The sequence below is a fragment of the Phycisphaerae bacterium genome (assembly GCA_017999985.1).
Taxonomy (GTDB): Bacteria; Planctomycetota; Phycisphaerae; order UBA1845; family Fen-1342; genus JAGNKU01.
In genome coordinates, this window is the sequence record JAGNKU010000016.1 from 63,762 (window position 1) to 76,463 (window position 12,702).

General features: G+C 69.1%; 11 protein-coding genes. 7 read left to right on the forward strand and 4 right to left on the reverse strand.

Annotated features, from left to right (window positions below; all coding sequences use genetic code 11):
- Position 1: 1 nt before the first annotated feature.
- The 4 genes from lpxA to KA383_17660 are packed head-to-tail and all read right to left on the reverse strand — an operon-like array spanning position 2 to position 3,857.
- Positions 2–880 (reverse strand): acyl-ACP--UDP-N-acetylglucosamine O-acyltransferase, encoded by an 879-nt coding sequence (gene lpxA, locus KA383_17645; protein ID MBP7747943.1) that lies wholly within the window; start codon positions 878–880, stop codon positions 2–4.
- Positions 877–2,187, reverse strand: coding sequence for a UDP-3-O-[3-hydroxymyristoyl] N-acetylglucosamine deacetylase (gene lpxC / locus KA383_17650; protein ID MBP7747944.1), 1,311 nt, complete (start codon positions 2,185–2,187; stop codon positions 877–879). The genes lpxA and lpxC overlap by 4 nt, the downstream gene beginning before the upstream one ends.
- Complete coding sequence (lpxD, locus tag KA383_17655) at positions 2,153–3,211, reverse strand: UDP-3-O-(3-hydroxymyristoyl)glucosamine N-acyltransferase (protein ID MBP7747945.1); 1,059 nt, start codon at positions 3,209–3,211, stop codon at positions 2,153–2,155. Before lpxD ends, lpxC begins: the two co-directional genes overlap by 35 nt.
- Positions 3,212–3,227: 16 nt before the next feature.
- Positions 3,228–3,857, reverse strand: coding sequence for an OmpH family outer membrane protein (locus KA383_17660; GenBank protein ID MBP7747946.1), 630 nt, complete (start codon positions 3,855–3,857; stop codon positions 3,228–3,230).
- Between the two features lie 208 nt (positions 3,858–4,065).
- Here KA383_17660 and KA383_17665 point away from each other — a divergent pair, with 208 nt between their 5' ends.
- From KA383_17665 to KA383_17695, 7 genes are read left to right on the forward strand one after another with little or no spacing between them, the layout of a single operon-like run.
- On the forward strand, positions 4,066–6,072 hold the full coding sequence (locus KA383_17665; protein MBP7747947.1) for a PAS domain-containing protein: 2,007 nt from the start codon (positions 4,066–4,068) through the stop codon (positions 6,070–6,072).
- Positions 6,069–6,461 carry a response regulator gene (locus tag KA383_17670; GenBank protein MBP7747948.1) on the forward strand — a complete coding sequence of 131 codons (393 nt, stop codon included), beginning with the start codon at positions 6,069–6,071 and terminating at the stop codon, positions 6,459–6,461. The genes KA383_17665 and KA383_17670 overlap by 4 nt, the downstream gene beginning before the upstream one ends.
- A gap of 6 nt (positions 6,462–6,467) precedes the next feature.
- Positions 6,468–8,018: an HD-GYP domain-containing protein gene (locus tag KA383_17675; protein MBP7747949.1), complete on the forward strand. Its 1,551-nt coding sequence runs from the start codon at positions 6,468–6,470 to the stop codon at positions 8,016–8,018.
- Positions 8,005–9,246 carry a GGDEF domain-containing protein gene (locus KA383_17680; protein ID MBP7747950.1) on the forward strand — a complete coding sequence of 414 codons (1,242 nt, stop codon included), beginning with the start codon at positions 8,005–8,007 and terminating at the stop codon, positions 9,244–9,246. The genes KA383_17675 and KA383_17680 overlap by 14 nt, the downstream gene beginning before the upstream one ends.
- Positions 9,243–9,587, forward strand: coding sequence for an STAS domain-containing protein (locus tag KA383_17685; protein MBP7747951.1), 345 nt, complete (start codon positions 9,243–9,245; stop codon positions 9,585–9,587). The genes KA383_17680 and KA383_17685 overlap by 4 nt, the downstream gene beginning before the upstream one ends.
- Before the next feature lie 30 nt (positions 9,588–9,617).
- Positions 9,618–11,399 carry a Flp pilus assembly complex ATPase component TadA gene (gene tadA / locus KA383_17690; GenBank protein ID MBP7747952.1) on the forward strand — a complete coding sequence of 594 codons (1,782 nt, stop codon included), beginning with the start codon at positions 9,618–9,620 and terminating at the stop codon, positions 11,397–11,399.
- A gap of 60 nt (positions 11,400–11,459) precedes the next feature.
- On the forward strand, positions 11,460–12,677 hold the full coding sequence (locus tag KA383_17695) for a type II secretion system F family protein (GenBank protein MBP7747953.1): 1,218 nt from the start codon (positions 11,460–11,462) through the stop codon (positions 12,675–12,677).
- Positions 12,678–12,702: the final 25 nt, after the last annotated feature.

Below are 12,702 nucleotides of genomic sequence, written 5' to 3' on the forward strand. Positions count from 1 at the left end.
GCTAATCCTCTTTCCGGTGGTCGTAGAAGCCGGCCAGGTCCTGCACGCTGTCCGTGCGATAGTGCTCGCGGACGCGGCCGAAGATGCCGATTTCGAGCTTGCGTTTCAGGAAGTCGACCAGGTAGCGCACGTGGTCGTCGTCGATGAGCCCGTTGGTCTCGATCTCGCGCAGGGCCTCGCTGGTGCGCAGCGGGGCGCGCTCGCCGCGCCGGGCATACAGCAGCCGCGCGGCCGCGCGGATGCGGACGATGGACTGCTCGGGAAAGCGCCAGCGGCGCAGGCCCTCGGTGTTCACGCCGCGCACCGACTGGTCATAGCCGAGCACCTTCATGAACGGCGGCACATCGTGCGTGATGCGCGTCATGCCAGCGATGTAAGCGTTGCGGCCGACCGTGACGAAGTGGTGCATGGCGCTGGCGCCGCCGATGACCACGCAGTCTTCGAGCTTGATGTGGCCGGCGAGCTGCACGATGTTGGCGATGACGATGTGGTTGCCGAGTTCGGCGTCGTGGGCCACGTGCACGCCGACCATGAGCAGGTTGTGATTGCCGATGCGCGTGACGCCCCCGCTGCGCTGATCGGCCTCGGTCCCGCGGTGGATGGTGACGTGCTCGCGGAAGATGTTCTCCGCGCCGACGACCAGGCGCGTGGGTCCGCCCTTGTACTTGAGGTCCTGCGGGGCCGCGCCCAGCACGCAGCCGGGATAGAACACGTTGCCCGGCCCGAACTCCGCCGGCCCCTGCAGCGTGACCCGCGGGTGCAGCGTGCAGCCGTCGCCGACGCGCACGTGCGGGCCGATATAGCTGAAGGCGCCGACTTCGATATCCACGCCGAGCTCGGCCTTCGGATCAACGTACGCGCTGGGATGTATGCGGCTCATACGGGGTCGGCATCCACGAGCATGAAGCGGATCATCGCTTCGGCCACGAGTTCGCCGCCCACGGTGGCGCGGCACAGCGTCTGCCCGGTGCGCGCCTTGACGCGCACGGCCTCGGCCTCCATGACCAGTTGATCGCCGGGCATGACCGGCCGGCGGAACTTGACCTTGTCCAGGCTGAGCAGCACCGCGACCTTGCCGGTGTGCTCGAGCTTCTGCGAGAGCAGCACGCCACTGAGCTGCGCCAGCGCCTCGATGATGAGCACGCCCGGCATGATCGGCTGCCGCGGGTAATGTCCCTGGAAAAACGGCTCGTTGATCGTGACGTTCTTGATGCCGACGGCGCGCCGGTCACCCTCGATCTGCACGACGCGGTCGACCAGCAGCATCGGAAAGCGGTGCGGCAGGATGCGCTGCACCTGGCGGATGTCGAGTTCGGGCGCATGCGTGAGCCGCTGCTCGAACTGCGCGCGGGCCCGCTGCTCGCAGAGCCGCCGCGTCAGCTCGTGGTTCAGGTGGTGCCCGGACTTGCGCGCGTAAATCTTGCCGCAGATGAAGCAGCCCGCCAGCATCAGGTCGCCGACCAGGTCGAGAATCTTGTGCCGCACGCACTCGTTTTCGTAGCGATACCGGTTGTCGATCGGGCCGTCGCGGCCGATGACCAGCACGTCGGCGTACGTCAGGTGCAGCCCCAGCCCCGCCGTCCGCAACTGCTGCGCCTCCTCCTCCAGTACGAACGTGCGCGACGGGGCGATCTCGCGGCGGAAGCTTTCCGGCGTGAGCACGAAGCGGTGAATCTGGTGGCCGATGGCGCTCTGCTGGCCGTAGTCGAGCTCGTAGATGATCTCGAGTCGGCCCGGCTCGCCCGGCCACGCGACCAGCTCGGCATCGCCGTCGCTCACCCGCAGGGGTTCCGTGACTTCGAGCAGGTTGCGCTCCGCGTCCTGGGCGACGACGCCGGCCTCAGCGAGCGAATCCAGGAACGGCAGGCAGCTCCCGTCCGTCGCGGGCAGCTCGGCGTTGTCGAGCTCGATGATCAGGTTGTCGATTTCCAGCCCGCGGGCCGCGGCCAGGCAATGCTCGACGGTCTCGATCGCGGCGGTCCCGTTGCGCAGCGACGTGCGCCGGGCGCGTTTGCTCAGGTTCTCGAAGCGCGCCGGGATGCGCACGGGCTCGGGCTGGTCGGTGCGCACGAACGCAATACCGCTGTTCGGCGGCGCGGGCTTGAAGCGCACCCGCACCGGGAAGCCGGTGAACAGTCCGCGCCCGGACAGTTCAGTCTCGCGTTCTATCGTCTGCTGCTGACTCAAGTCGCTCCACTCGCGCGAGCAAGTCCCGCATTTGTGCCATCATTTTAGGCAGGCGGCGGATGCTGATCAGCTCTCGTGCATACTGGGTCGCGTTCACAGCGGGAATTCCGCGGTACGAGGCCGAGCCCGCGAGATCACCTGAGATAACGCTCGCCGCCGCGACGATCGCCCGGTCACCGATGTGCACGTGGTCCGTCACGCCCACTTTGCCGCCGAGCATGACTTGCTTTCCGATGGTCACCGAGCCCGAGAGCCCGCACTGGCCGGCCATGACCGTATCCTCGCCAATCTGCACATTATGGCCGACCTGGACAAGATTGTCGATCTTCGTGCCGCGGCCGATGCGCGTTTCGCCGCTGCGCGCCCGGTCGATGCAGGTGTTGGAGCCCACCTCGACGTCATCCTCAATGACGACGATCCCGATCTGCGGGATCTTCACGTGCCTGCCGCCGCGCTGGTGGTAGCCGAAACCGTCGGTGCCGATTGTCGAATTCGCGTGGATGATCACGCGGTCGCCCAGCCGGCAGTACTCGCGCACGACGACGTTCGGCCAGAGCACGCACTCGCGGCCGAGCTGCGCCCCGGTCCCGATGTACACGCCCGGATGGAGCTGCGTGCCGGGGCCGACCACCGCGTCCGGACCCACCCAGACGTGCGGCCCGATGCACGCGCCCGCGACCACCGCGCTGTCCGCCACGCGCGCCGCGGGGTCGACGCCCGCCGGCACGGTCGGGGTCGGCGGCGCCAGGACCGCGAGCGCGGCACACAGCGCGATGTCTGGGTCCGACACGACGATGACCGTGCGCCCGGACGGCACCGGGCACGCGGTCGAGATCAGCACCGCGCCGGCCTGCGACCCGGCCAGGCGCGGCAACACGCTGGGCGCGCCGATCCAGGACAGCGCGTCCGGGCCGGCGTTTTCCAGCGTTGCCACACGCCGGATGACCTGACTGCCGTCCCCGTGCAGCGTGCCGTTCAGGCGGCGGGCCAGTTCGGCGGCGGTGATTGTGGGCGTGCTGCTCATGGGGGCGCTCGGACGGCTACTGCTGCAACATCTGGACGCGCGGCTGGGCACGGTATTCCGCATTGAGCTTGTCGAGCACGACCTGGCTGATGTCAATGCTGGCGTTGTTGTAGAGCAGGTGCAGGTTCCGGATCTGGTCCTTGATCACGTCGGGGTCCATCGAGACCGCCTGGAACTCGCCCTTGTACAGCACCAGGTCGTATCCGTCGCGTTTGGCGATTGCCTCCGTGGCCTGGAGCATCTCCTTGTAAATGCGCACGGACCACAGCGCGAACTCCCGGGCCACGTCCGCCTGCTTCAGGTCCGCCCAGTTCTTGTAATCGATCTGGAGCGCCAGCATCTCGCGCATGCGCTGCACGAGCGTCGGGTCGGCGGGGTCCATCCGGTCCAGCTCGGCCTGCAGCGTGTCGATGCGGTCCCGGCGCTGCTTGTTTTCCGCGCTCAGCTTCTCCTGCAGCGCCCCGACCTCGTCAACCAGGTCTTTCTGCCGCTGATAGTCGTTCAGGACCTGTACGACGTTGATGCACGCCAGACGCCCGGTCGGCGCGCTGCCGCCGCCCTGTGCCTGCATGGTGCGGCTGAAGGCCAAGACCGCCACGCCGATCGCCAGCCCGGTGCCCAACCCAGTCAACCAAGATCGTTTCATGTGCGACTCCTTGCTCGCAGGTGCTCAGCGTCCGGGCGGCCGCGGCGCGGGCGTCCCGTCCACGTCACATTGTCTTCGGTTACCGGGCGTTCACAAGGGGCCGGGGGGCGGCGCGGGACCGCGCTGTATTCCAGACGTTGCCCGGTCGCGGCCGTCCCGGGCCGTGCGGCGACGCCCACATCATGCCGGGATGTACGGATGCCACGCCGTGGAGCAGAAAGCTCGATTATTGGCCGGCGCGCCCTTCCGGGTCGCCGACCGTCCGCCGGCGCCCGCGGCCGCGGCGACGTTCTTCAAGTGCTCTACTAGGACCACCGATGCGTCCATGGAAGACCAGCTTCTCGTGGAGGCGTCGAACGCCATGGCCATCGCTCAGACCAAACCCGCGCCCCCGACCGGCCATGGACCACGCCACCGCTTCTGGTGGGACGGCGTCATTCCAGAGGCGCTGGGGCTCTGTTTCGTCGTGATCATCTTTGTGGGGTTCGGCGCGGGGTATGTCATTGCCAATTGCAGTTGGCGGCAGCAGAACTTGGACGCACATCGCGCCGAGCTCCATGCCTTTGCGCAGGCCTGGGCGAACATCCTGGGCGCTTTCGCCGAGGCCGACGACACCGCGCTGCGCACGCTGGAACTGGGTCTGAGCGGCATGCCGCGCGTGCAGTGCGTGCGGTGGACTACACCCGAGGGACAGGCACGGTACGAGTGGTCTGCATCCGTGCGCGCGCCCGGCGACGCGGCCACGGTCTGGGCATCCAAGTCCCGCGCGCTGCTGGTCGCAAGAATCCCCGTGCAGTCGCCGGACGGACGTGCCGCGGGCACGCTGTACGTGGAGCGCGACGCGCACGTGGCGGCCGGGCATGACACCTTCCTGTTGCTTAACTGGGGCTTCGCGGCCGGCGTGAGCCTGGTTGCGTTCGCGGTCTTCTATCACCGCCTGCGGCGCCACTTGCGGCCGGTGGCTGCCATCGAGCGGAATCTACAGACCTATGCGGACGGGGTGGAGCGGCAACTCCTGACGCTGACGCTCAGCGACTCGCTGGGCACCGCGGCGCGCGGCTGGAACCGGCTGATCGAAGAGCTGGCCGGGCTGCAGCGCCAGGTGCAGGGCGCGGCGGGCGCGGGGGCCGCCAACGAGGTGCTCGCCCGGTTCGAGAACGCGGTATTCCGGCGGGTCGTCGACCGGTTGCCGTTCGGCGTGATCTGTGTCGGCGAGGACCAACGGATCGGCTACGCGAACGCCGCGGCCGGCGGCCTGCTGGGCCCTAAGTCGGACCCGCTGGTGGGCCGGCAGGTGGGTGAGGCGATCGACAATCCGGCGGTGGTGCAGGCTCTGATTGGGGCGCGGGCGCGCTCGGGTGGCAGTCAGTCGATCGAGCATACCTGCGGCAGTGGCGAGCACGAGACGACGCTGCGCTTCCGGATCCTGGGTCTGCCGTCGCCGCCGGCGGGCGGCGACGCGTTGATCACGGTGGAGGACGTCAGCCAGTTGCGCGAGGGGCAGCGGGCTCGCGATAACTTCCTCTACCACGTGACGCACGAGCTGCGCACGCCGCTCACGAACATCCACGCGTACGCGGAGACGCTGACGCAGCCGGAGTTCGACGACGAGCAGACGCGGAAGGAATGCTACAACGTGCTCATCAGCGAGACGCGGCGTTTGTCGCGACTGGTCGAGGACATCCTGAGCATCTCGCAGCTCGAGGTGGGTACGGCGCGGCTGGACGTGGGCGAGGTGGACCTGGCGCGGCTGGTGCGGCAGATGGTGCAGGACAATCTCGGGACGGCCGACGAGAAGCGCATCGACCTCACGCTGGCGCTGCCGCCGAAGGTGCCCAAGCTGAACGGGGACAAGCAGCGCCTCTCGGTGCTGCTCAACAACCTGATCGGCAACGCGATCAAGTACACGCCAGGGAACGGCAAGGTGCACGTGGCGGTCGAGGTGCAGGAACGGCAGGTGCGGATCGCCGTGCAGGACACGGGGATCGGCATCGCGCCCGAGGACCAGGCGCACGTGTTCGAGAAGTTCTACCGGGCTACGGACGACGCCGTGCAGGCCGTGCCGGGCACGGGGCTGGGGCTGGCCCTGGCCCGCGAGGTCGCCCGCCTGCACGGGGGCGACATTGTGCTGGAAAGCGAGCGCGGCAAGGGCTCGACGTTCACCATCGAGCTGCCGCTGGCCACCACGGACACGGCGGAGGTGTCGACGCGATGATCCGCATTGTCGTCGCCGAAGACGACCCGCACATCCTGCGATTGATCAGCATGTGGTTGCAGCGCCAGGGCTACACCGTGCTGGAAGCCCGCAATGGCGTGGCGGCCCGCGCGCTGATCGAGGTTGAGCCCGTCGACGTACTGGTCACGGACGTGAACATGCCGGGCCTGGATGGCGTGGCACTGATCGAAGCGGTGGTGCAGGCCGGCCGCGTGCGGCGGGGCGTCATCGTGCTGACCAACCGCTGGGATCACAGCGAGATCCGCGATCGGCTGGCGCAGTGGGGCGTCCAGGTCCTGCCCAAGCCGTTCAGCCCGAGTCGCCTGTCGGAGGTGGTCGAAGCGATGTTGAGTTCGGGGACCGCGGCGCCGCCGACCCGGCAAGGATGAAGTGACATGAGTACCTCCGGAACGCCCGCGATCGACGAAGGCCTGTTGCATGACTTGGTGGACGGTCTGTCGCGCCCGGGGCGCGACGCGTCGCTGGCGGTCGGGATCGTGGGCTGCGCCCGACACGCGCCGCAGCCGCCGGCTCACTGTATGCGCGCCTGCCTGCAGGGGGACGTCGGCGCGCTGGCGACGCGCGGCTGCGCGTTTCTGCAGGCGGCGGCCGCGAACCAGATCGAGCCCGCGACCCTGCAGGCGGACCGCTGCGCGCGCGGGTTTCGCGTGGCGGCCCAAACCACGACCATCGGCGGGGCGGCCGCGACGCTCCTGACGGTCGAGGGGCCGCTGCCGGACGCGCCGCTTCCAACCACCGAACCGAATCTGCTGGGGCACCTCGAGACCGCGTCGCGCCTGGTGCAGCGCGTCGGGCAGATGCTCGAGGAGAACAACGGCTTCGCCAACGAGGTCCTGCAGAACTACGAGCAGCTCAACCTGATCTTCGACCTCACGCAGCAGATCGCCAGCGTCACCGACGCGCAAGCGATCGAGAAGCTGCTGCTGCAGCGCGTCGCGCGCCTGCTGGCCACCGAAACGTTGTGGCTCTGTTCACCGGACGGGGCCTACCGACCCGTGGGCGCTGTCCCGCCGGGGCCGCGCGCGGCGACAGCGCTGGATGTCGCGCCCGCCGCGGTCGCGGAGATTGTGGACGCGGTGCGGCACAGCCGGCTGGTGCGCGTCGCGGACGTCAACGGCCGACAGCTCATCGCCGGGCCGCTGGTGCGACTCGATGACCAGGTGGACGTCTTGCTGGCCGACCGCAGCGCCGCGCGCGGGGCCTTTCAGTCCGGGGACATGATGCTCGTCGAATCGGTGCTCGCGTTCGGCGGGCAGATCCTGAGCAACACGGAGCTGCACGAGCGCATGCGGCGCATGGTGCTCGAGGTCACGCGGGCGCTCGTGGCGGCGATCGACAAGAAGGACCATTACACGAGCGGACACTCCGAGCGCGGCGGGTTCCTCACGCGGCTGACGGCCCAGGAGCTCGGTGTGCCCCCGGAGCAGCAGCAGGCCATGGAATGGGCCGGGCTGCTCCATGACGTCGGCAAGATCGGCATCCCCGAGGAGATCCTCTGCAAGCCGGGCAAGCTGACGCCCGCGGAGTTTGACATCATCAAGCAGCATCCGCGCATGGGCTACGAGATCCTACAGCCCATCGCGAGCTTCAACGTGATCCTGGAGGGCGTGCTCTACCACCATGAATACCCCGATGGCAGCGGTTACCCGGAGGGCCTCGTCGGCGAGCACATCCCGCTGGTGGCGCGCATCGTGCACGTCGTCGACACGTTCGACGCCCTGACCTCGACGCGCTCCTACCGCCAGGCCTTCAGCATCGACAAGGCCATCGAGATCATTCGGGCCGAGGAAGGGACGCGGATCGACGCGGAGGTGGGGGAGGCCTTCGTGCGGGCGTTCACGGCGTATCGGCACAGCGATCCCGTGGATTTCGCCGCCCGCTTTCCTACGGCGCACGGACCGGAGCCTGACCATGCCAAATCCTGACGCCTGGGCTGCCAACCTGCCGTTCCTCATCGGCGCCGTGGCCCTGATCGCGGCCCTGGGCGTCGGCGCGCTGCTGCTCACGCGCCGCCGCGCAACGCCCACCAGCACGCCCGTCCTGACGCTGCCACCGGTGGCGCCGCCGCCGACCGAGCCACTGCCGACTCCGCCGGCGACCGCGCCGGGCCCCGCGCACCGCGTCTGCGCGGCGTTTCACCGCTGGTTGGCCGAGAACGGCGACAACCCGGAGGCCTGGGCTGCTTTTGACCAGCTGGTGCGCGAGGTCCTGGTCGAACACGTCGGCGCGACGCGCGTGCGCTGCTACCGCGTGCAGCCCGACTGCGAGACGCTCCTGACGATTTCCAACGGCGGGCGCGGGTCGGCCGCCGTTGGCCCGAGCGTCCGCGGCGGCCTGCTCGGGCACGTCGCCACGACGGGGCGGGAGTTCCTCGCGGGCGACGCAGCGCACGGCCCCCTCGTGGACCGGCTCGCGGCGCAGTGCGAGGACGGCTGGGAGTGGGTCTGGCCCGTCCGCGAGCACAACGCCACCATCGGCCTGATCGCGGTGGGCAACCTGCGTGACCGCACGGTCCTGACGAGCGAAATGCGCCAGACCATCGGCCAGTTGCTGGCCCTCTGCTGGCAGCACGTGGCCAGCCTCGAGCGGCTGCAGGTCGTCCGGCGCACCGACCAGGCCTCGGGCGTTCTGACGCGGCTGGATTTCTTCGCCCTGGGCGAGCGCCTCCTGCGCGATTCCTACGCGACCAACGAGCCCGTGGTCGTGGCCGTGCTGGCGCTGGAGGGGTTGCGCCGGCTCGACGACGCGCACTGCTGGTCCGAACGCGACGAGCTCATCGAGCGACTGGGCGAGGTCGTGATGCAGCGCACGCGCAGCGACGACCTGGTGGGCCGTTTCGCCGATGACCGCTTCATCGTGCTGCTCCGCCGGCTCGACAGCGGGCTGGGCCGCCTGATCGCCGAGAAGATGCTCCGGGCCGCCAACGACTGCGTGCAGCAGCTCGCGTCCCTGCAGGGCCGCGTCCGCCTGCGCATGGGCCTGGCCGGTAGCGGCTTCGCCCAGCCGACGCTCACGGACCTCCTGGCCGCGGCGTTCGATGCCGTCGACCGCGCCCGCCAAGCCGACCTGCCGATCGGCACCGACCTCGTGGCACCGGGTCCGCCGGCACGTCGCGCGGACCCGGCGGAGCCCCGCACGGGAGGCCCAGCGTGAAGATCCAGACGCAACCCCACGGCAATCTCACGGTACTGGTCGCGCACGGCCCGCTGGTCGCCGACGAGCTCGACGACCTGCGCCGCGCCGTCGAGACCGCCCTGGCCGCCGGCAACAAGCGCGTGGTCATCGATCTGGCCGACGTGCCGTATCTCGACAGCGCCGGCATCGAGTTGCTGCTCAATCTCTGCGGAGTGCACCTGGCGACGCCGCAGCGCCCCAAGCTGGCCTCCCTGAGCGAGACCTGCCTGGAGGCGCTGGAGCTCACCGACGTGCTGCCGCGGATCGACGTCTTCGACACCGTGGACAACGCGCTGCGCAGTTGCCAGCGCGGAACCTGAAACCCCTGATCGGACGGTCGTAACCGACATATGCCACTCAAACGCGTCAACAAGCTCGGGCAGGTACTCCTGGACGAGGGTCTCGTGACCGAGACCGATCTCCGGCGGGCGCTCGAGTCGCAGGACAAGGACAACAAGCGCCTCGGCGAAGTGCTCATGGACATGGGCATCCTTTCGCCGAAGGCCATGCTCAGCGCGCTGGCCAAGCAGCTCAACGTCAAGGCCGTCCAACTGCGGCACGGCCTGATCGACCCGGCCGTCGCGCGCCTGCTTGACCGCGAGGAGGCCGCGCGGCTCAAGGCCCTCCCGCTTTTCAAGGTCGGCGACACCCTGACCGTCGCGATGGCCGAGCCCCAGGCGCTGCCGACGATCGACCGCCTGGGGGCCCTGACCGGCTGCCGGATCAACCCGGTGCTGGCCCTTGAATCCAACATCGCCGAGTTCCAGGAGAAGTATCTGGGCGAGCAGGTCGACATCGATTCGTTCCTGGTCACCCTGACTGAGTCCGAGGTCAAGGTCGTCGAGCGCGAGACGATCGACGAGGACACGTCGCACGAAATCAGCCGGATGGTCGACGGCAGCCCGATCATCAACCTCGTCAACCTGGCGATCATGACAGCGGTCCGCGACGGCGCTAGCGACATTCACGTCGAGCCCACCAAGCAGGCCACGCGCCTGCGCTATCGCATCGACGGCAACCTCCGCGAGCTGATGTCGGCCCCGAACAGCATGCACGCGGCGATCGTTTCGCGCATCAAGGTCATCGGCAGGATGGACATCGCCGAGCGGCGCCTGCCACAGGAAGGCCGCGTGCATGTCGTCGCCGAGGGCCGCGAGATCGACCTGCGCGTCTCCTCCATGCCGACGCTGCTGGGCGAGAAGATCGTGCTGCGCATCCTCGACAAGTCGAACCTCAATGTCGCGCTGGACAAGCTCGGGGTGTCCGCCGACCAGTTGCCGCGCTTCCGCCGCATCTTCTCCAAGCCGCACGGCATCGTGCTCGTCACTGGCCCGACGGGCAGCGGCAAGACCACCACGCTCTATTCGGTCATCGACCTGCTCTCGTCGCCCGAGCGCAACATCGTGACCATCGAGGACCCGGTCGAATACCAGCTCGACGGCATTAACCAGGTGCAGGTCAACGAGGCCGTCCAGATGACGTTTGCACGCGCCCTGCGCTCCCTGTTACGCCAGGACCCCGATGTCATCATGGTCGGCGAAATCCGCGACACGGACACCGCCCGCGTGGCGATCCAGGCGGCGCTCACCGGCCACCTGGTGCTCTCCACGCTGCACACCAACAACGCGCCGGGCGCTTTCATCCGCCTCGCCGACATGGGCATCGAACGCTACCTGCTGGCGTCCGCGTTCAACGGCGTCGTGGCCCAGCGCCTGGCCCGCACGATCTGCCCGTTCTGCCGCACCTCGTACTACCCGCCCGAGTCCGCCCTGGCCGACGCCGGCTGGCTCGGCGACACGCAGCGGGTCTTCTTCAAGGGCGAGGGCTGCAAGCAGTGCCATGACAGCGGCTTCCGCGGCCGGGCGGGCATCTACGAACTGCTCGAGGTGACCGACGAGGTGCGCCAGCACCTCCATCGCGCCGAGGAGGAAGAGGAGATCAAGGCGGTGGCCCGCCAGCACGGCTGGCGGCCGCTGCGCGAGGAGGGGCTGCGGCTGGTGGAAGAAGGTCGTTCGACATTGGAAGAAGTGCTCCGCGTCACGCACGCGGAGACCGAGGCACAGACCCGCGCGGAGCACGCGCCGCAGCCGCGGCCCGCACTGGCGACCGCGGCGAGCAGCGCCGGCGAATAATGCGCGGCCGGCGGAGTTGAGACGTCCGGTGGCCGACGCGTGTCGGCCGAGAGGCTTACGATGCAGTTCGTGTACGAAGCCATGGCGCCCGACGGTCGCACGGTCAGCGACCGGGTGGACGCGGCCGATCAGACGGCCGCCGTCACGACCCTCCGCGAGAAGGGCCTGCTCGTCATGCGCCTGCACGAACACGCCGCCGTGGCCGCATCGGAACCGCGCGCGCCGGCCCTGCCCTGGCCCGCAGCCCGCCTGGGCGCGCGCGACCTGATGCTCCTGACGCGGCAACTCAAGATGCTGCTGGAGTCGGGGGCCCCGCTCGTTCCCGCGCTCGAGGCGGCGCAGGAACAGACCGCCAAGCCGGCGGTGCGGGCCATGCTCCGGCGCCTGTGCGAGCGCGTCGAGGAAGGCGACACGCTGTCCGAGGCACTCGCGGCCGAGGGTGAGCTGTTCGACCCGGTCTTCCGCAGCATGGTCGCGGCCGGCGAGGCCACCGCGTCGCTGCCCCAGGTCTTCGGGCGGCTGTGCGACCTCGCCCAGCAGCAGATGCAGACGCGCAAGCTCGTACTGGGGGCGCTGCTGTACCCGGCCATCCTGTGCCTGCTGCTGGTCGGCGTCGTTTCGATCCTGATGTTCTTCGTCGTCCCGCGCTTCAAAGTGCTCTTCATGAGCCTGCGCTCACCGCTCCCACCGCTCACCCAGGTGTTGTTCCAGGTTTCCGAGTTCGTCACGCTGCACTGGCCCTACGTGGTCGGCGCGTTCGTGGCCGTCGTCGTGGCGGCGGTGCTCGGTTTCCGCCTGCGCAGCACGCGCGTCTGGCTCGATGAGGTCCTGCTGCGCCTGCCGGTTGTCGGTCCGCTCGCTGCGCGCCTGATCTTCGCGCGCGTCGTGCGCATCTGGGCCTCGATGCTGCGCTGCCATGTGCCGTTGCTGGAGGCCATCCGCCAGTCACGCGCGGCCATCACCAACGTCGCCTTTCTGCGGCTCATCGCCGAGGTCGAGGAAGCGGTGTCGTCCGGCGGCCGCATGGGGCAGGCGCTCGCCGCCACGCAACTGGCTGACCCCATCATCGTCTCCGCGATCCGCACCGGCGAGGACAACGGCCGCCTGGCCGAGGCCACGGAATTCGTCTCGAGCTGGATGGACGAGGACAACAGCACCACGGTCCAGCACGTGACGCGTCTCGCCGAGCCGGCCATGCTCGCCGTCATGGGCGTCGTGGTCGGCTGCGTGGCGATGTCGCTGTTCATTCCGTTGTTTGACCTGGCAGGAGCCGCCTGATGCCCGCTACCGACCCTCAAGGAGC